Consider the following 18,518-nt stretch of genomic DNA (forward strand, 5'->3'; position numbering starts at 1 on the left):
CGATCTGCGCCGGTGTACGGCGCGGCGGGCATCCAAGTCTCATGAGCAGGAGCTTTTGCAATGGGCCCGAATGGATCAGGTTACAAGGTGCTGGTCATCGACGACAGCAACACCATCCGGCGCAGTGCCGAGATTTTTCTGAAGCAGGGTGGTCACGAGGTTCTCCTCGCCGAAGACGGCTTCGACGCGCTTTCCAAGGTTAACGACCACAAGCCGCACCTGATTTTCTGCGACATCCTGATGCCGCGGCTGGACGGCTACCAGACGTGCGCCATCATCAAGCGCAACGCTCATTTCTCCAAGGTCCCGGTCGTGATGCTGTCGTCGAAGGACGGCGTGTTCGACAAGGCGCGCGGCCGCATGGTCGGCTCGCAAGACTACCTGACCAAGCCATTCACCAAAGACCAACTGCTGCAGGCCGTGCAGCAGTTCGGCAACGTTTCACAGGAAGTGCAGTAAATGCCCATTCGAAAAATCCTCGTCGTCGACGACTCCAAGACTGAATTGGTGTTCCTGTCCGACCTGCTCCACAAGAACGGCTTCGCCGTGAAGACTGCCGAGAACGCCGAGGACGCCATGCGCCGCCTCGAGGAAGACCAGCCCGACCTGATCCTCATGGACGTGGTCATGCCAGGCCAGAACGGCTTCCAGCTCACGCGCGCGATCGCCCGCGATCCGCAGTACGCCGCGATCCCGATCATCCTGTGCACGAGCAAGAACCAGGAAACCGACCGCGTCTGGGGCATGCGCCAGGGCGCGCGCGACTACATCGTGAAGCCGGTGAACGCGCAGGAGCTGATGTCGAAGATCAGCGCGCTGAACTGAGCGCGGATCTGCCGAGTCCATGGCGAATCGCGACGCACTGAGAGCCTTCCAGTCCCGGCTGGCGAGCCGCCTGCAGGCCGCGCGCACCACCGGCGTGGCCGCGACCTGGCTCGCGGTCGAGGCGGGCGAGGGCAAGTACCTGTTCCCGCTCGGCCATGCCGGCGAAATCTTTCCCTGGACGCCGCCGCAACCCGTGCCCTACACGGCGCCGTGGTTCCTCGGCGTGGCCAACCTGCGCGGTGGCCTCTACGGCGTGGTGCAGCTGTCGGCCTTCGCCAGCGGCGCGCCCAGCGGTCCGGCCGCCAGCGAAGCGGCCCGCATCCAGTCGCGGCTGGTCGCGCTCAACGAGCTGCTCGACGTCAACTGCGCGCTGCTGGTCGACCGGCTGGCGGGGCTGCGCGGCGTCGAGGCCTTCGCGGCCTCCGAGCCCCCGGGCGCCGATGCGCCGCCCTGGGCCGGGCACCTCTACATCGACGCCGCCGGCGAACGCTGGCAGGAAGTCAACCTGCAGGCGCTGTCGCAGCAGCCCCAGTTTCTGAGTATCGGCGCCTAGCTGTCACAGGCGCCTCTGCACCCGACCACCACCTGAAGGACCGACCGTGAGCTCGATCGCCGACAAGTTCAAGAAATTACTGCCCGCCAGCGGCAACGACAAGGCCCGCGTCGATGGTTCGGGTTCGCTCGCGATCGACAACGTCGACACGGTGCAGGTCCCCGACGAGAAAACCGTGCGCATCGCGCGCGCGCCGGGCGACGGTTCGTTCGGCGGCGCGCCGGCCGCCGGCTCGTTCAGCGAAGGCGGTGCACTGGTCGATGGCGGCGAGGCCGCCAACGAACCGGGCCGGCCCGATGCCGCCGACCTGCTCGCGGACGATGGCCGCGCCGGCCAGAGCCCCGCGCGCCAGCAGCGCGTGCTCGCGATCCTGTTGGCGGTGGTGGTGCTGGCGCTGCTGCTGGTCGCCGGCCTCGCCATCCTGCGCGCCGAACGGCTGGCGCAGCAGGTGGCGGCCACCGGCCAGTCGCTGATGCAGTCGCAGCGCCTCGCCAAGTCGATCTCGCAGGCCCTGGTGGGCAGCGCGCCGGCCTTCACCGAAGTGAAGGACAGCGCCGACGACCTCACGCGCCGCGTCAACGGCCTGACCAACGGCGACGAGGCACTGCGCCTCGAAGCCGTGGGCGAGGCCTACGGCGAGGACATGGGCAAGATCGGCCCGCTGGTCGCGCGCGCCGACGCGAGCGCCAAGGCCGTGCTGGCCCAGCGCCAGATCCTGACCCAGGTGGGTGCCGCTTTGCGCGACATCAACCAGCAGTCGTCCACGCTGCTCGAGATGACCGAGACCGTCGCCTCGCTCAAGATGCAGCAGAACGCCACGCTGCCCGAGATCTCGGCCGCCGGCCAGCTCGTGATGCTGACGCAGCGCATCGGCAAGTCGACCAACGAGTTCTTCACGGTCGAGGGCGTGAACCCCGACGCCGTGTTCCTGCTCGGCAAGGACCTGAACACCTTCCAGGAAACCACGCGCGGCCTGCTCGACGGCAATGCGCAGCAGCGCTTCCCCGGCTCGAAGGACCCGCAGACGCGCCAGCAGCTCGAAGCCATCCTGAAGACCTACGAGCAGATGCGCACGCAGGCCTCGGCCATCCTGGGCAACCTGCAGGGCCTGGTGGCGGCGCGCGAAGCGCAGGCGTCGATCCTGACCGACAGCGAACCGCTGCGCAAATCGCTCGGCGAGCTGCAGGACAAGCTGTCGGCGCGCACCGGCCTGGGCGCCGGCACCATCGTGCTGCTGTTCGTGCTCTCGCTGGCCGCCCTGGCACTGGCCGGCGCCATCGGTTTCGTGCAGGTGCGCGAAGGCCGCGAACGCGCCGCCAACGCCGAGCGCGAACGTCTCTCGGCCGAACAGGCTTCGGAGGAAGCCAGCCGCATCAACAACGCCAACCAGGCCGCCATTCTTCGGCTGATGAACGAACTGCAGACGGTGGCCGAAGGCGACCTGACGCAGGAAGCCACCGTGACCGAGGACATCACGGGCGCCATCGCCGACTCGGTGAACTACACGGTGGAAGAACTGCGGCTGCTGGTGGGCAACGTGCAGAACACGGCCACGCGCGTGGCGCTGACCACCTCGCAGGTGGAAAGCACCTCGACCGAGCTGCTGGCGGCCTCGACCGAACAGCTGCGCGAGATTCGCGAAACCGGCCAGTCGGTGCTGACCATGGCGGAGCGAATCAACGGCGTGTCTTCGCAAGCGCAGGAATCCGCCACGGTGGCGCGCCAGTCGCTGCAGGCCGCGTCCTCGGGCCTGCAGGCCGTGCAGAACGCCATCGGCGGCATGAACGCCATCCGCGACCAGATCCAGGAAACCTCCAAGCGGATCAAGCGGCTGGGCGAATCCTCGCAGGAGATCGGCGAAATCACCGAGCTGATCTCGGACATTACCGAACAGACCAACGTGCTGGCACTGAACGCCGCCATCCAGGCCGCGTCGGCCGGTGAAGCCGGTCGCGGCTTCTCGGTGGTGGCGGAAGAAGTGCAGCGGCTGGCCGAACGCTCCGCGGACGCCACGCGCCAGATCTCGGCGCTGGTGAAGGCGATTCAGACCGACACGCAGGACGCGGTGGGCGCCATGGAGCGTTCCACGCAGGGCGTGGTCGAGGGGGCCAAGCTGTCCGACAACGCGGGTACCGCGCTGTCCGAGATCGACCGCGTGTCGCGCCGCCTCGCCGAGCTGATCGAGCAGATCTCGCAGTCCGCTTCCCGCGAGGCCGATTCGGCCAACGTGGTGGCCGCCAACATCCAGCACATCTTCGCCGTGACCGAGCAGACCGGCGAAGGCACGCGGACCACCGCGCAGCAGGTGCGCGAACTGTCGCAGATGGCCGAGGAACTGCGTCGTTCGGTGGCCCGTTTCAAGATTGCCTGACACAGAAGAACGGCGAGCATCCAAGGTGGCTATCCAATCCCCCGTCGCGGCCCCCCTCGCCGGCAATCCGCCGGCCACCGAAGACCTCGGGCCGCTGGCCTGGGTGCTCGGAGAAATCCAGAAGTCGCTCGAGAACGTCGGCAAGTCGCTGCGCCGCTTCGCGCGTGACGTCGGCAATGCGGCCGAGATCGAGAGCGGCCCGTTGCAGATGGCGCGCCAGCAGCTGCACCAGGCCGTCGGCGCGCTGCAGATGGTGGGCCACAACGCGCCCGCGCTGGTGCTCGGTTCGATCGAGTTCGCGGTGCAGGGCTTCGTGGCCGAACCGCAGCGCTGCACCGACAGCGCCGCGCTCAAGATCGAGCGCGCCGGCTTCGCCGTCACCGATTTCCTGCAGGCCCTGCTGGCCGGCAAGAACGTGTCCTCGATCGCGCTGTTCCCGCAGTACCGCGACGTGCTCGAACTGGTCGGCAACGAGCGCGTGCATCCGGCCGATCTCTGGAGCGCCAGCTGGCGCTGGGTCGAGATCCGTCCCGCGCTCACGCAGGCCTCGCTGGCCTACGACCCCTCGGTGCGCTCGCGGCTCGACCGCGAGGTGCTGCAGCTGGTCAAGACCGGCGACACGCAGGCCGCGCGCCGCCTGCAGGCGCTGTGCCTGGGGCTCGGCCGCGGCGCGCTGCTGCCGCGCGTGGCCAGCTTCTGGACCCTGGCGGCCGGCTTCTTCGAGGCGCTGGCGCTGGGCCTCGTGCCCGCCGACAGCTACGTCAAGCGCGCCGCCTCGCGCGTGCTGCTGCAGTACGCCACGCTCGCGCGCGGCGACAGCGTGGTGTCCGACCGGCTCGGCCAGGACCTGCTGTTCTTCTGCGCCCAGGCCATGCCCACCGCGCGCGACGAAGCCACCACCCTGCGCAGCGTGCGCACGGCCTGGGGCATCGCGCATGAACAACGCGTCGACTACACGGTCGAGCAGTTCGGCCGCTTCGATCCGCTGGTGCTGGCCCAGGCCCGCAAGCGCATCGAGACCGCCAAGGAGATGTGGTCCGGCCTCTCGGGCGGCGACATCACGCGCACGCGCCAGGTGGCCGACACCTTCGCCCAGCTCGGCGAATCGCTGCACCGGCTGCATCCGCCGAGCGAGCCGATGGTGCAGGCGCTCGCGCATGCGGTCGACGCCTCGGTGCGCAGCGGCCAGCCGCCCGACACCGAGCTCGCGATGGAAGTCGCGACCTCGGTGCTCTACCTCGAGGCCGCGCTCGAGGACCTCGACCCCAGCGATCCGCAGCTCACCCAGCGCATGCTCAAGCTCGCCGGCCGCATCGAGCGCGTGCGCGCGGGCGGCCATTCCGAGCCGCTCGAGCCCTGGATGGAGGACCTGTACCGCCGCGTCAGCGACCGCCAGACCATGGGCACCGTGGTCGACGAGCTGCGCAGCCACCTGAGCGAACTCGAGAAGTCGCTCGACCAGTATTTCCGCCGCCCGGGCGAAAAGGGCCTGCTGCGCACCGTGCCGAGCCAGCTGCAGCAGATGCGCGGCGTGTTCTCGGTGCTCGGCCTCGACCAGGCCGCCCACACCGTGCAGCGCATGCGCGACGACGTGGAGGCCATGGTGGGCAGCGCCTCGCCGGCCGACGAGATGGCCGGCTTCGACGCGCTGGGCAACAACCTCGGCGCGCTGGGCTTCCTGATCGACATGCTGGGCTACCAGCCGGCGCTGGCCAAGCGCCTGTTCGTCTTCGACGCCGAGGTCGGCGAGCTCAAGCCGCTGATGGGCCGCCAGGCCGCCGATGCCGAGGACGCCGAGAGCGTGGCCGCGCCGGCCGCCGAGCCCTTGCTCAGCATCGAGGAAGTCGATGCCCAGATCGCGTCGAAGCTGGCCGCGCTGGCCACGCCGGCGCGCAAGGCCAAGCCCTCGCCGATCGAGGAATTCAGCCGCAAGGCCGACAGCTGGACCGCCAAGATCGTCGGCCCCGGCGCGCTGCCCGACACCGAGGTCACCGAGCTCGAGGAAGACGACCTGCAGAACATCTTCCTCGACGAGGCGCGCGAGGTGGTGCACAACGGCCAGAACGCGATCGTCGCGCTCGGCAGCCGCCCCGAGGACACCGACGAGCTCACGATCCTGCGCCGCGCGTTCCACACGCTCAAGGGCAGCTCGCGCATGGTCGGCCTCACCGACTTCGGCGATGCCGCCTGGTCGCTCGAGCAGGTGGTCAACACCTGGCTGGCCGACCAGCGCCCCGCCACCCCCGAGCTGCTGGCCGGCACGCAGCAGGCGCTGCGCGACTTCGGCCTGTGGGTCGAGGACATCGCGGCCTCGGCGCCGCACGGCTGGCAGTCCGCCCCGTTCAGCCGCCTCGCCGAAGCCCTGCTGGCCGGCGAGCCGGTGCCGACCGCGCCGCCGCGCGTGGCCGATGCCGAGGCGCTTGCGATCGCGGCGCGCCAGATCGCGGCCGATCCCCTGCCCACCTCGCCGGCCCCGCTCGAGGAGCTGCCACCGCAGTTCGCGCTGCCGGCCGCGGCCGCGCAGGCGCTGCCCGAGTTGCCCGAGCTGCCGGACCTGTCGCTCGAACCGGCCGACGCCTCCGACACCTCCGACGTGCCGCAGGCCGCGTCGCGCACCGTGGGCCCGGAGGACGACGACTTCGTCTCCACCGACTTCCTCGACTTCGAGACCCGCGAGCCTTCGTCCACCGCGCCGGCACCGCTGCCGACCGCGCTGAGCGACGGCATCGACTTCGATTTCCTGGCGCCGATCGGCGCTGCCGCGAAGGCGAGCCAGCCGGCCGAGGAGGCCGCGATCGAGGCCGCCGGCCTGGCCGAGCTGCCGTCCTCCGCGCTGTCGATCGACGCCGCGCAAGCCTCGGCCGAGCGCGCCGAGGCCACCGCGCCCGCGCTGCCCGACCTCGACTGGACGCCCGAGCCGCTGCCGCTGCGCGAAGCCAGCGATGCCGGCACGGCCGTGCCGATCGACTTCCCCGAGATCCAGCTCGAGCCCGTGGAGGCCCCGGCCGAGTTCGCCCAGGCCGCCGTGGTCGCGCCCGAACCGGCCGCGCCCGAGACCGCCGCGCTGCTCGATGTCGCGGCCGAAGCACTGCCGCTGGAGGCACCGGCCGAGCCCGAGGAAACGGTGCAGTCCGAGGCCGCGCCCGCCGCGGAGGCGCCGGCCGTTGCCGAGCCGCAGCCCGTGCCCGTCGAATCCGTCGACACCGTCGAGGTGACCGCCGCCGGCAGCGCCGACGACCAGGTCAAGGTGATCGGCCCGCTGCGCATCGGCATCGCGCTCTACAACGTCTACCTCAACGAGGCCGACGAATGGTCGCGCCAGCTCGCCACCGAGGTCGGCGAGTGGGCGCTGCAGCCCTACGAACGCGTGGCCGACTCGACCATCGCGCTGGCCCATTCGCTGGCCGGCAGCTCGGCCACGGTCGGCTTCCACAGCCTGTCGGGCATGGCGCGCTACTTCGAGGCCGCGCTGCAGCACCTGCAGATGCAGGGCAGCGGCACGCGCGAGCAGGGCATGGTGCTGGTCGCCGCGGCCGACGAGCTGCGCCGCCTGCTGCACCAGTTCGCGGTCGGCCTGCTGCGCGACCCTTCGCAGCAGACGCTGCAGGCGCTGCGCGACATCGCGGCCTCGCCGATGCCCTCGCCCTATGCCGAGGAGCTGGCACGCGACGAGCCGCGCGCGCCGCTGCAGGTGGTGTCGCCGCAGGGCGGCGCCGACGTGGCGCTCGACGACTCCGAGGACGCCATCGACCTGGCCGACGCGGTCGACGTCGACCTGTTCCCGATCTTCGAGGAAGAGGCGGCCGAACTGCTGCCGCAGCTCGGCGAGGCGCTGCGCCAGTGGTCGCACCACCCCGACGACGGCGCGCCGCGCACCTCGGTGCTGCGCACGCTGCACACGCTCAAGGGCAGTGCCCGGCTGGCCGGCGCCATGCGCCTGGGCGAGCGCGCGCACCGCATGGAATCCGAGATCGAACTACTGGGCACGCAGGGCCACGTCGACCGTTCCGACATCGAGAAGCTGCTGGCACGGCTCGACACGCTGCAGGCCACCTTCGACGCGCTGCGCGCGGCCGACGACGCGACCCAGGTCGAACTGGCGCAGCGCGTGGCGGAAGCCACCGCGGCATCCGCGCCCACGCCCGTGGAACACCCGGAGCTGCGCGCCGAGCCCGCCAACGACGCCATCGCCGCGGTCGATGCCGACACCGACGCTGAACCGACGGCCGCCGTGCCCGCACCGGTGCGCCCGGCCCCCGCCACGCTCGCGCCGCTGCGCGCGCCGGTCGGCCAGGCCGTGCGCATCCGCACCCAGCTGCTCGACCGCCTGATGGCGCAGACCGGCGAGGTCATCATCACGCGCTCGCGGCTCGAGGCCGAGATCGGTTCGCTGCGCGGCTCGCTGGCCGACCTCACGGGCAACCTCGACCGCCTGCGCCAGCAGCTGCGCGACATCGAGGTGCAGGCCGAGAGCCAGATGCAGTCGCGGCTGGCGCAGGCCAAGGATTCGCAGCAGGGCTTCGACCCGCTGGAGTTCGACCGCTTCACCCGCGTGCAGGAACTCACGCGCATGATGGCCGAGTCGGTGAACGACGTGGCGACCGTGCAGCGCACGCTGCAGAAGACGGTGCAGGCGACGGAAGACGACCTCAGCGTGCAGGCGCGCCAGACGCGCGAGCTGCAGCGCGGCCTGCTGCGCACGCGCATGGTGGAGTTCGAGGGCATCTCCGACCGCCTCTACCGCGTGGTGCGCCAGGCCTCGAAGGACACCGGCAAGCAGGTGCGCCTCGACATCACCGGCGGCTCGATCGAAATGGACCGCGGCGTGCTCGACCGGATGACGCCGGCCTTCGAGCACCTGCTGCGCAACTGCGTGGCCCACGGCATCGAGGACGCCGCGCGGCGCGAGGCCTCGGGCAAGGACGCCAGCGGCCTGATCGTGATCGACCTCGCGCACGAGGGCAACGACGTGTCGGTGAGCTTCCGCGACGACGGCGCCGGCCTCGACCACGAGCGCATCGCCGAGCGGGCCCGCTCGCTGGGCCTGCTCGCGGCCGACCAGCCGCTCACGCCCGAGGAGGCCACCGAGCTGATCTTCCGGCCCGGCTTCTCCACGGCCGGCCAGGTGTCGGAACTCGCGGGCCGCGGCATCGGCATGGACGTGGTGCGCGCGCAGGTCGCCGCGCTCGGCGGCCGCATCGAGACGCGCAGCCAGCCGGGGCAGGGCACCACCTTCAAGCTGGTGCTGCCGCTGACCACCGCGGTGACGCACGTGGTCATGCTGCGCTTCGGCGAGGTGTCGATCGGCGTGCCGTCGAACCTGGTCGAACTGGTGCAGCGCGTGAACGCCACCGACCTCGAGTCGGCCTACCTGCACGACACCCATCCGTTCGGCAGCGAACAGGTGCCGTTCTACTGGGGCGGCGCGCTGCTGCAGGCCTCGCCGCGCAGCGAGCACATCGCGGGCCGCACCAACACCCTCGTGATCGTGCGCAGCGCGGCGCAGCGCGTGGCGCTGCACGTCGACGAAGTGCTGGGCAACCAGGAAGTGGTGGTCAAGAACCTCGGGCCGCAGCTCGCGCGGCTGCCGGGCCTGGCGGGCATCTCGGTGCTGGCCTCGGGCGCGGTGGCGCTGATCTACAACCCGGTGGCATTGGCCGCGGTGCATGGCGAACAGGCGCGCGCGCGCCAGGCCGCGGCGCTGGCGCAGCCGGTGGCGGCGGCCGACGAGCCGCGCGGCCCGCACGGCCAGGACCCGGCCGCGGCGCTGGCGCCCGTGGTCCCGCAGATCCCGCTGGTGCTGGTGGTCGACGACTCCATCACCGTGCGCCGCGTCACGCAGCGCCTGCTGCAGCGCGAAGGCTACCGGGTCTCGCTGGCGGCCGACGGCCTGCAGGCGCTCGAGCGGCTGCAGCAGGAACGCCCGGCGGTCGTGCTGTCCGACATCGAGATGCCGCGCATGGACGGCTTCGACCTCGCGCGCAACATCCGCGGCGACGCGGCGCTGGCCGAGCTGCCGATCATCATGATCACCTCGCGCATCGCCGAGAAGCACCGCGACTATGCGCGCGACCTCGGCGTGAACCACTACCTCGGCAAGCCCTACTCCGAAGAAGAGCTGCTGCGGCTGGTGCGGGCCTATACCAGCGACACGGCGACGCTCGCGGCGGCCTGAGGCGCGCCGCACGAAAAAGCCCGGACGGCGACGCGCCTCCGGGCTTTTTCTTTGGGCGGACGGCCGGCGCTACTTCTTCGCCAGCGTCTTGCTGCGCGCCACCGCGTAGCGCTGCAGCGTGCGCTCGCGCGCCTCGGCATGGTCGACCACCGGCACCGGGTAGTTCTCGCCGAGCTTCACGCCGGCCGCTGCCAGTTCCACCGGCGTCGCCGTCCACGGCGAATGGATCGCGCCGTTCGACAGCCCCGCGAGCTGCGGCAGGTAGCGCCGGATGAACTTGCCGTCGGGATCGAAGCGCTCGCTCTGCGTCACCGGGTTGAAGATACGGAAGTAGGGCTGCGCGTCGCAGCCGCTCGAGCTGGCCCATTGCCAGCCGCCGTTGTTCGACGCCAGCTCGAAGTCGTTGAGGTGCAGCGCGAAGTAGGCCTCGCCGCGGCGCCAGTCGAGCCCCAGGTCCTTGCACAGGAAGCTCGCCACCACCATGCGCAGCCGGTTGTGCATGTAGCCGCTCTGGTTGATCTGCAGCATGGCCGCGTCGACCAGCGGATAGCCGGTGCGGCCCTGGCACCAGGCCTCGAACAGCTGGTCGGCGTGCTTGCCGTGGTGCCACTGGATCTTGTCGTACTCGGGGCGAAAGCTCTTCGATTCGCCCTTGGCGTGCACGTGCGGGAAATGGGCCAGGATCTGGAAGTAGAAGTCGCGCCAGATCAGCTCGCTGAGCCAGGTCGCGGCGCCCGCGTCGCCCCGCAGCGAGAGCTGGCGCGCCACGCCCGCCACCTGCCGGATCGACACCGTGCCGAAGCGCAGGTGCACGCCCAGGTAGCTGGGCCCGCGCACCGCCGGGTAGTTGCGCGCCGCCTCGTAGCGCTCGATGCGCTCGAAGAAGTCCTCGAACAGGATCGCCGCGCCGCGCGTGCCGGTCGGGATCTCGAGCGTGCCGAGGTTGCTCTTGGCGAAGCCCAGCGTCTCGAGCGAGGGCACCGGCGCGCGCCAGCCTTCTGGCGGCGGCACCAGGGCGTCGGCATGGCCGCGGCTCGGGTAGGACTTGAGGAAGAAGTCGTCGACCTTGGCCAGCCAGGCCCGCTTGTAGGGCGTGAAGACCGTGTAGGGCTGGCCGGTCTTGGTCATCAGCTCGTCGCGCTCGAAGACCGTCGAGTCCTTGTGGGTGTGGAAGCTCACGCCCGCATTGGCCAGCGCGCCGAACACGCCGGCGTCGCGCGCCAGCGCCTCGGGCTCGTCGTCGCGGTTGGCGAACACCGCCTGCACCTCGAGCGCGCGCGCCAGCGCCGGGATCTCCTCGGCCGCCGCCGCATGCCGCACGATCAGCCCGCCGCCGAGCGCGCGCAGCTCCTCGTCGAGCTCCAGCAGCGATTCGCGGATGAATTCCACCCGCCGGTCAACCCGCGGCAGGGGGTCGAGGATCGCCGTGTCGAACACGAACACGCAGACCAGCTGGCGGCAGCTTCGCAGGGCGTGGTAGAGGGCCGCGTTGTCGTCCACGCGCAGGTCGCGGCGGAACCACATGAGCCCTTTGGGGTAGGTCTTGTCGACGGCCAGTAAAATCGGAGGCATATGGCTTCCGATTCTGCCCCGATGAACCTGACGCATCACTTTTTGATAGCGATGCCGGGCCTGGAAGACAAGACCTTCAACCGCAGCGTCGTCTACCTGTGCGAGCACAGCGAGCGCGGCGCCCTGGGCCTGGTCATCAACAAACCCAGCGACATCAACCTCAAGGTGCTGTTCGAGAAGATCGAGCTGCACCTCGCGCGCCCCGAGCTCGGCGAAGCCCCGGTCTTCCAGGGCGGCCCGATGCAGACCGAGCGCGGCTTCGTGCTGCACGAGCCGGTCTTCACCGAGGCCGACAAACCCGAGGAATCGGTCTACGCCTCGACCATGACCATCCCCGGCGGCCTCGAGATGACCACCTCGAAGGACGTGCTCGAGGCCCTGGCCACCGGCGCCGGCCCGCGCAAGGTGCTGGTCTCGCTGGGCTACGCGGCCTGGGGCGAGGGCCAGCTCGAGTCCGAACTGGCCGAGAACAGCTGGCTCACGGTGGGCGCCGACCCGGCCGTGATCTTCGACACCCCCATCGACCAGCGCTACGACAAGGCGCTGCTGCTGCTGGGCCTGGAGGCCTGGAAGCTCTCGCCCGACGCGGGGCATGCGTGAACGCCACGGCCATGCCTGACGCGCCAGCTTCCCCTTCCAGCCCCGCTTCCCTTCCCGTTCCCGCCCATTTCCAGAGCTTCCTGGCCTTCGATTTCGGCCAGAAGCGCACCGGCGTGGCGAGCGGCAACCGGCTGCTGCGCAGCGCCACGCCGCAGGCCACCATCAAGGCCGAGGGTGCCGATGCCCGCTTCGCGCAGGTCGAGGCGCGCATCCGCGAGTGGCAGCCCGATGCGCTGGTGGTGGGCGTGCCCTTCCATCCCGACGGCGCCGCGCACGAGAACACCCGGCGCGCGCAGAAGTTCGCGCGCCAGCTGCGCGGCCGTTTCAACCTGCAGGTGTTCGAGGTCGACGAGCGCTACAGCACCACCGAGGCGCTCTCCCAGGGCGCGCGCGATGCCGATGCCGCCTCGGCCTGCATCATCCTGGAGCAATTCTTGAGGAGTCTTCCGTGAGTTCCACCCCCGCCATTCCCGACGCCGAGGCGCTCTACACGCAACTGCTGGCCGGCGTCCGCGCGCTGCTGCGCCCCGACACCCGGCTGGTGGGCGTCACCTCGGGCGGCGCCTGGCTGGTCGAGCGGCTGCAGAAGGACCTGGGTCTGGCCGGTGCGCCCGGCGTGATCTCCTCGGCCATGCACCGCGACGACTTCGCGCGCCGCGGCCTCGCGGCCAGCGCGCAGACCGCGCTGCCCTTCGACGTCAACGGCGCCGACGTGCTGCTGCTCGACGACGTGCTCTACACCGGCCGCACCATCCGCGCCGTGCTCAACGAGCTGTTCGACTTCGGCCGTCCGGGCTGCGTGCGCCTGGCGGTGCTGGTCGACCGCGGCGGGCGCGAGCTGCCGGTGGCGGCCGACTTCGCCGCCACCACGCTCGCGCTGCCCCATTCGCAGTCGCTGGCGCTGGCGCGCGCGGACGACGGCGCCTTCAGCCTCCAGGTCGAGGAAAGCAAGTAAGCCATGCTCTACAAGCGCAATCCCCAGCTCAACAAGAACGGCGAGCTCATCCACCTGCTGTCGATCGAGGGCCTGCCCAGGGACATCCTCACCCACATCCTCGACACCGCCGCCAACTTCACGAGCGTGAGCGACCGCGAAGTGAAGAAGGTGCCGCTCTTGCGCGGCAAGAGCGTGTTCAACCTGTTCTTCGAGAACAGCACGCGCACCCGCACCACCTTCGAGATCGCGGCCAAGCGGCTGTCGGCCGACGTCATCAACCTCGACATCGCGCGCTCCTCGGCGAGCAAGGGCGAGTCGCTGCTCGACACCATCGCCAACCTGAGCGCGATGGCGGCCGACCTGTTCGTGGTGCGCCACAGCGAGTCGGGCGCGCCCTACCTGATCGCGCAGCACGTCGCGCCGCACGTGCACGTGGTGAACGCCGGCGACGGCCGCCACGCGCACCCGACGCAGGGGCTGCTCGACATGTACACCATCCGCCACTACAAGAAGGACTTCGCCAACCTCACGGTGGCGATCGTCGGCGACGTGGTGCATTCGCGCGTGGCGCGCTCCGACATCCACGCGCTGACCACGCTGGGCTGCGCCGAGGTGCGCGTGGTCGGCCCCAAGACCCTGGTGCCCGGCGACATGGCCGGCATGGGCGTGCGCGTGTGCCACACGCTCGAGGAGGGCATCAAGGACTGCGACGTGGTCATCATGCTGCGGCTGCAGAACGAGCGCATGAGCGGCGCGATGCTGCCCTCGTCGCAGGAGTTCTTCAAGACCTACGGCCTCACGCCCGAGAAGCTGCAGCTCGCCAAGCCCGACGCCATCGTGATGCACCCGGGCCCGATCAACCGCGGCGTCGAGATCGACTCGGCCGTGGTCGACGGCCGGCAGAGCGTCATCCTCCCGCAGGTCACCTTCGGCATCGCCGTGCGGATGGCAGTAATGAGCATCGTCGCAGGTAACGAAGCATGAACATCCACATCACCAACGGCCGCGTGGTCGACCCCGCATCGGGCACCGACGAGAAGGCCGACATCGCCGTCGCCGACGGAAAGATCGCCGGCATCGGCAACAGCATCCCCGCCGGCTTCAAGGCCGAGCGCACCCTCGACGCCACCGGCTGCATCGTCGCGCCCGGCCTGGTCGACCTCGCCGCGCGGCTGCGCGAGCCCGGCTACGAGCACGAAGGCATGCTCGAGAGCGAGATGGCCGCGGCCGTGGCCGGCGGCGTCACCAGCCTGGTGTGCCCGCCCGACACCGACCCCGTGCTCGACGAGCCCGGCCTGGTCGAGATGCTGACCTTCCGCGCCGGCAAGCTGCCGGGCGCGCGGCTGTTCCCGCTCGGCGCGCTCACGCGCGGCCTGGCCGGCGGCGTGCTGACCGAGATGGCCGAGCTCACCGAGCGCGGCTGTGTCGGCTTCAGCCAGGCCGACGTGCCGCTGGCCGATACGCAGGTGCTGCAGCGCGCGATGCTCTATGCGAGCACCTTCGGCTACACCGTGTGGCTGCGCCCGCAGGACCGCGACCTCGGCAAGGGCGTGGCCGCCAGCGGCGCGCTCGCCACCCGGCTCGGCCTCGCCGGCGTGCCGGTGGCGGCCGAGACCATCGCCATCTTCACCATCGTCGAGCTGATGCGCAGCACCAAGGCGCGCGTGCACCTGTGCCGCCTCTCGAGCGCCGCGGGGCTCGCGCTGGTGCGCGCCGCCAAGGCCGAGGGCCTGCCGCTGAGCTGCGACGTCAGCATCAACTCGCTGCACCTGGCCGACACCGACATCGGCTACTTCGACAGCCGCGCGCGCCTGAGCCCGCCGCTGCGCCAGCAGGGCGACCGCGACGCGCTCTCGGCCGCGCTGGCCGACGGCACCATCGACGCGCTGGTGTCCGACCACACGCCGGTCGAGGCCGATGCCAAGAACCTGCCGTTCGCCGAGAGCGAGCCCGGCGCCACCGGCCTCGAGCTGCTGCTGCCGCTGGCGCTGCAATGGGGCGAGCGCAGCGGCGCCGGCCTCGTGCGCGCGCTCGAGGCGATCACGAGCGCGCCCGCGCGGCTGCTGCCCGGCACCGAAGCCTGCGCCGGCATCGGCCGCCTCGCCGTCGGCGGTCCGGCCGACCTGTGCGTCTTCGATCCGTCCCTCGAATGGCAGGTCACGCCCGAGGCGCTGCGCAGCCAGGGCAAGTACACGCCGTTCGGCGGCTACGCCATGCAGGGCCGCGCGCGCCACACCCTCGTGGCCGGACGCGTGGTCCACGGCTGAGCCGCGTTCCGGCGCGCGACGACGACGACAACAACAGGAAGAAGGCGGTCGGGCCGATGCTGCATTCACTCAAGGCACTGCGCCGGCTGCTGCATGCGATCGCGCATGCCGTCGCCGGCTGGTGGACCATCCGCTTCACCTTCCCGGGCCTCGACCAGGCCGAGCGCAACGCGCGCGTGCAGGCCTGGGCCGCGCGCATGCTCGAGATCATGGGCATCACGCTGCGCGTGCAGGGCACGCCGCCCGCGCACGGGCCGGTGCTCTTGATCTGCAACCACCTTTCGTGGCTCGACATCACGGTGATCCACGCAGCGCGCCACGTGCGCTTCGTGTCGAAGTCCGACGTCAAGCACTGGCCGCTGATCGGCACGCTCTCGAGCGGCGCGGGCACGCTCTACATCGAGCGCGAGCGCCGCCGCGACGCGCTGCGCGTGGTGCACCACATGACCGACGCGCTGCGCAACGGCGACATGATCGCGGTGTTCCCCGAGGGCACCACCAGCGACGGCCGCGGCCTGCTGCCGTTCCACGCCAACCTGCTGCAGGCCGCGATCTCCTCGGGCGCGCCCGTGGTGCCGGCCGCGCTGCGCTTCGCCGATGCCGCCACCGGCGAGACCAGCCAGGCGCCGCGCTACATCGACGACGACAACCTCGCCACCTCGCTGTGGAACACGCTGCGCGCGCCGCCGCTCTTGGCCATCGTGCGCTTCGGCGAGCCGCAGTCCTCGTACAGCCGCGAGCGTCGCACTTGGGCGCAGACGCTGCACGAGGACGTGCAGCAACTGCGCCGCGACACGCACTGAGCGGGTCTTCAGCGAGCCGGCTGCAGCGCCCGTGGCATGACGGCCGACGGGCTGTAGCCGCGCCGATCGGTGGGCACCACCAGCACGTCGCCCGTGGCCCAGCACAGCACGCGCTGCGCGACGCTGCCGAAGAAGAAATCGGCGAGCGGATGGGCACGCCGCTTGCCGACCACGAGCAACTCGGCGCGTGCGTGCTGCTGCTGCACCGTGGCCTGCCGCGCCGGGTCGCCGCGGCCGATGGTCGACAGCACGCGGTTGCGCCGCGCGCTCGATGAATCGGTCAGCGAGAACAGCCGCTCGCGCGCCTGTCGCTGGCAGTCGTGGCGGTAGGTCCTGATGGCGTGGTCCGAGACCTCGGCATAGCGCAGCTTGCTTTCGTGCATGGTGTTGAGCGCATGGAACAGCTCGAGCGCGGCGTTGGCGTCGAGGCCATGGGCCAGGCTCACGAGTTCGTGCGATGCGGGCGTGAAGTCCACGGCCACCAGGATGCGGCCATAGCGCGGCCGCGCGGCCAGCCGCGTCACGAGCACCGGGCAGCGCAGCTGCCGCAGCAGGCGCTCCACCGGCTGGCCCGTGAAGAAGGCGCCGGGCGAACGGTCGCGCTCGTGCCGCAGCACCACGAGGTCGGCGTGGCGCGCTTCATCCACGATCTGCGCGAGGCCGCCGCTCGATATCGCGACCTGCTTGACCAGCACATCGAAGCGCGCGCCCATGGCGCGGGCCAGGGCCGCGAGCGCGGTGGCCGCTTCGGCGTGCGCGAGCGGTGCGAGGCTCGCGGGCGCGTACATGAGCTTGAGCAGCGCGCCGTGGTCCGCCGCGAGCCGGGCGGCGCGTTCGACTGCGTGCTGGCTGCGTGCCGACAGATCGGTGAGGGCGAGGATGGATTGAAAGCAAGGCGTGCCGGATGCGGCGTTGCCGTCGGGACGCACGTGCTCCCGCTGAACCTGGGGGTGATGCATGACGCACTCCATTCGAATGCGCCCCTGATGACGGGGGCGCAGTCACGCAGGGCGAGGGCCCGGCGGTCGATGGTTTGCGTTGAAGGTGAAGGGAAGGAGGTGGGCCGCCGGGCTCAGGAATGTGCGGGCGTTGGCCGAGCCGCCGCCGTCATCCACGCACGCGCCAGCGTGCAGCCGCCGAAGCGGAACGCCGGGGTGTGGAACAGCGAGTGAGCGTGCATGCGGCGGAGTCTAGGCCGGATGCGGCCGGCACCCGCTCAGTACCCGCACGGCCTTTGCCAGATTGACGGATGCGCCGTGCACTCTCCCAAAAAAAAGCGCGCCCCGAGGGACGCGCATCGGTGCACGAGGCACCGGAGGAGTAGAGGAAGAGCAAACGTAAAAGAGACGAGCGCGGGTCAGAGAATCCCGAAGATCTTGAGACCGATGATCACGGTGATCGGCACGCCGCAGGCCCAGAGGATGAGGCTTTTCATGAAGGTTCTCCTGTGTTGTGAGTGGCTTGCAGATTCGCATGCGGCTGCGGCCACACCCTGCAAGAGAACCGAGGCACCGTGCGTGGGCAGGTGCCTACATCTTCAGCCGCGCGCGGCAGGCGCTTCGGGCGGCACGTAGCCGAGCCGGCGCGAGATCTCGAGCGCGCAGGCGCGCAGCGGCACCGCCACGCGGCCTTCCCAGTCGCTGTCGAAGGTGGCCTCGGGGCCCATCGCGGTGATGCCCAGCACGATGTTGTGGGTCGAGTCGAACACTGGCGCGCAGAAGGCGTCGATGCCCGGGATCGGCTGGCCCAGGGTGCGCGACATGCCGTGCATGCGCGTCTCCACCAGCAGCGCCTCGAGCTGCGACTGCGACAGCTCCTCGGTGCCGCGGCCGCCGGCCGGGCCGCGCAGGCGCGCGAGGTCGTCCACCATCATCTTCTCGACCACCTTGGGCGGCAGGTAGGCCGCGAACAGCCGGCCCGTGGCCGTGTAGGCCAGCGACATCACGGTGCCGGTGCGCAGGTTCACGTGCAGCGGATGGATCGGTTCCTCGAGCCGCACCACGGTCGGCCCGAAGTTGCCCCAGACCGCGACTGCGATGCTCTGCTCGGTTTCCGAGGCCAGCGCCTCGATCAGCGGCGAGGCTTCCTTGATCGGATCGAGCCGCTGCAGCTTGGCCAGCCCGAGCTGCAGCGCCAGCGGGCCCAGTTCGTAGCGGCCCGCGCTGTCCTGCACCACGAAGCCGACCTTGAGAAAGCTCACCAGGTACGGGTGGGCCTTGCCCACCGGCACGCCGGCGGCCTTGCCGAGGTCGCGCAAGGCCATGGGCGCGACATGCCGCCCGAGAGCCACGAGCAGCTGCGTTCCTATTTCGACGGATTGGATGCCACGTCTCGGCTTTTCCATGGGGCGCCCGGCGTGGGGGTTGAGAGTGGGGGCGAGTATAGCCATCAGGGTTTCTACTGATATTGTCGTGT

At 70.6% G+C, this 18,518-nt stretch carries 14 protein-coding genes; 11 read left to right on the top strand and 3 right to left on the bottom strand.

Annotated elements, in window-relative coordinates:
• Window positions 1–60 precede the first annotated feature (60 nt).
• Genes AC07PU_RS37525 through AC07PU_RS37545 form a run of 5 tightly spaced genes read left to right on the top strand, consistent with a single transcriptional unit; the run spans window position 61 to window position 9,924 of the window.
• Entirely contained in the window at window positions 61–459 is a 399-nt protein-coding gene (locus tag AC07PU_RS37525) for a response regulator (RefSeq protein ID WP_057590817.1), read from the top strand.
• Window positions 460–825: a response regulator gene (locus tag AC07PU_RS37530; protein ID WP_057590818.1), complete on the top strand. Its 366-nt coding sequence runs from the start codon at window positions 460–462 to the stop codon at window positions 823–825.
• A 19-nt stretch (window positions 826–844) separates the two neighbouring features.
• Complete coding sequence (locus AC07PU_RS37535; protein ID WP_093347913.1) at window positions 845–1,378, top strand: chemotaxis protein CheW; 534 nt, start codon at window positions 845–847, stop codon at window positions 1,376–1,378.
• A 46-nt stretch (window positions 1,379–1,424) separates the two neighbouring features.
• Complete coding sequence (locus AC07PU_RS37540) at window positions 1,425–3,749, top strand: methyl-accepting chemotaxis protein (protein WP_093347910.1); 2,325 nt, start codon at window positions 1,425–1,427, stop codon at window positions 3,747–3,749.
• Between the two features lie 25 nt (window positions 3,750–3,774).
• Complete coding sequence (locus AC07PU_RS37545) at window positions 3,775–9,924, top strand: hybrid sensor histidine kinase/response regulator (protein WP_495323061.1); 6,150 nt, start codon at window positions 3,775–3,777, stop codon at window positions 9,922–9,924.
• Between the two features lie 69 nt (window positions 9,925–9,993).
• Here the strand turns inward: AC07PU_RS37545 and AC07PU_RS37550 are convergent, their stop codons facing one another.
• Entirely contained in the window at window positions 9,994–11,496 is a 1,503-nt protein-coding gene (locus AC07PU_RS37550; RefSeq protein ID WP_495323062.1) for a cryptochrome/photolyase family protein, read from the bottom strand.
• On the opposite strand from AC07PU_RS37550, the gene AC07PU_RS37555 reads away from it, so the two are divergent.
• Genes AC07PU_RS37555 through AC07PU_RS37580 form a run of 6 tightly spaced genes read left to right on the top strand, consistent with a single transcriptional unit; the run spans window position 11,497 to window position 16,103 of the window.
• On the top strand, window positions 11,497–12,096 hold the full coding sequence (locus AC07PU_RS37555) for a YqgE/AlgH family protein (RefSeq protein WP_093347901.1): 600 nt from the start codon (window positions 11,497–11,499) through the stop codon (window positions 12,094–12,096).
• A gap of 11 nt (window positions 12,097–12,107) precedes the next feature.
• Window positions 12,108–12,548 carry a Holliday junction resolvase RuvX gene (gene ruvX / locus AC07PU_RS37560; RefSeq protein WP_495323063.1) on the top strand — a complete coding sequence of 147 codons (441 nt, stop codon included), beginning with the start codon at window positions 12,108–12,110 and terminating at the stop codon, window positions 12,546–12,548.
• Entirely contained in the window at window positions 12,545–13,051 is a 507-nt protein-coding gene (gene pyrR / locus AC07PU_RS37565) for a bifunctional pyr operon transcriptional regulator/uracil phosphoribosyltransferase PyrR (RefSeq protein ID WP_093347898.1), read from the top strand. The genes ruvX and pyrR overlap by 4 nt, the downstream gene beginning before the upstream one ends.
• A gap of 3 nt (window positions 13,052–13,054) precedes the next feature.
• A complete protein-coding gene (locus AC07PU_RS37570; protein ID WP_208508678.1) occupies window positions 13,055–14,017 on the top strand; it encodes an aspartate carbamoyltransferase catalytic subunit in 963 nt (320 codons plus the stop codon).
• A complete protein-coding gene (locus tag AC07PU_RS37575; RefSeq protein WP_495323064.1) occupies window positions 14,014–15,300 on the top strand; it encodes a dihydroorotase in 1,287 nt (428 codons plus the stop codon). Before AC07PU_RS37570 ends, AC07PU_RS37575 begins: the two co-directional genes overlap by 4 nt.
• Window positions 15,301–15,356: 56 nt before the next feature.
• A complete protein-coding gene (locus AC07PU_RS37580; RefSeq protein ID WP_208508680.1) occupies window positions 15,357–16,103 on the top strand; it encodes a lysophospholipid acyltransferase family protein in 747 nt (248 codons plus the stop codon).
• 8 nt (window positions 16,104–16,111) lie between these two features.
• Here the strand turns inward: AC07PU_RS37580 and AC07PU_RS37585 are convergent, their stop codons facing one another.
• Together AC07PU_RS37585 and AC07PU_RS37590 are read right to left on the bottom strand one after the other, a co-directional pair.
• Window positions 16,112–17,062 (bottom strand): universal stress protein, encoded by a 951-nt coding sequence (locus tag AC07PU_RS37585; protein ID WP_495323065.1) that lies wholly within the window; start codon window positions 17,060–17,062, stop codon window positions 16,112–16,114.
• A gap of 578 nt (window positions 17,063–17,640) precedes the next feature.
• The gene (locus AC07PU_RS37590; protein ID WP_093347885.1) at window positions 17,641–18,447 is read right to left on the bottom strand and encodes an IclR family transcriptional regulator; all 807 of its coding nucleotides are present in this window, start codon (window positions 18,445–18,447) and stop codon (window positions 17,641–17,643) included.
• Window positions 18,448–18,518 lie beyond the last annotated feature (71 nt).

It is taken from the genome of Variovorax sp. GW821-FHT10D07, from assembly GCF_059415325.1.

What these genes read in the sequence shown, in the direction of transcription:
- AC07PU_RS37525 (WP_057590817.1), top strand. Translation starts at nt 61, where the DNA reads ATGGGCCCGAATGGATCAGGTTACAAGGTGCTGGTCATCGACGACAGC.
- AC07PU_RS37530 (WP_057590818.1), top strand. Translation starts at nt 460, where the DNA reads ATGCCCATTCGAAAAATCCTCGTCGTCGACGACTCCAAGACTGAATTG.
- AC07PU_RS37535 (WP_093347913.1), top strand. Translation starts at nt 845, where the DNA reads ATGGCGAATCGCGACGCACTGAGAGCCTTCCAGTCCCGGCTGGCGAGC.
- AC07PU_RS37550 (WP_495323062.1), bottom strand. Translation starts at nt 11,496, where the DNA reads ATGCCTCCGATTTTACTGGCCGTCGACAAGACCTACCCCAAAGGGCTC.
- AC07PU_RS37555 (WP_093347901.1), top strand. Translation starts at nt 11,497, where the DNA reads ATGGCTTCCGATTCTGCCCCGATGAACCTGACGCATCACTTTTTGATA.
- ruvX (WP_495323063.1), top strand. Translation starts at nt 12,108, where the DNA reads ATGCCTGACGCGCCAGCTTCCCCTTCCAGCCCCGCTTCCCTTCCCGTT.
- AC07PU_RS37570 (WP_208508678.1), top strand. Translation starts at nt 13,055, where the DNA reads ATGCTCTACAAGCGCAATCCCCAGCTCAACAAGAACGGCGAGCTCATC.
- AC07PU_RS37575 (WP_495323064.1), top strand. Translation starts at nt 14,014, where the DNA reads ATGAACATCCACATCACCAACGGCCGCGTGGTCGACCCCGCATCGGGC.
- AC07PU_RS37580 (WP_208508680.1), top strand. Translation starts at nt 15,357, where the DNA reads ATGCTGCATTCACTCAAGGCACTGCGCCGGCTGCTGCATGCGATCGCG.
- AC07PU_RS37585 (WP_495323065.1), bottom strand. Translation starts at nt 17,062, where the DNA reads ATGCATCACCCCCAGGTTCAGCGGGAGCACGTGCGTCCCGACGGCAAC.
- AC07PU_RS37590 (WP_093347885.1), bottom strand. Translation starts at nt 18,447, where the DNA reads ATGGAAAAGCCGAGACGTGGCATCCAATCCGTCGAAATAGGAACGCAG.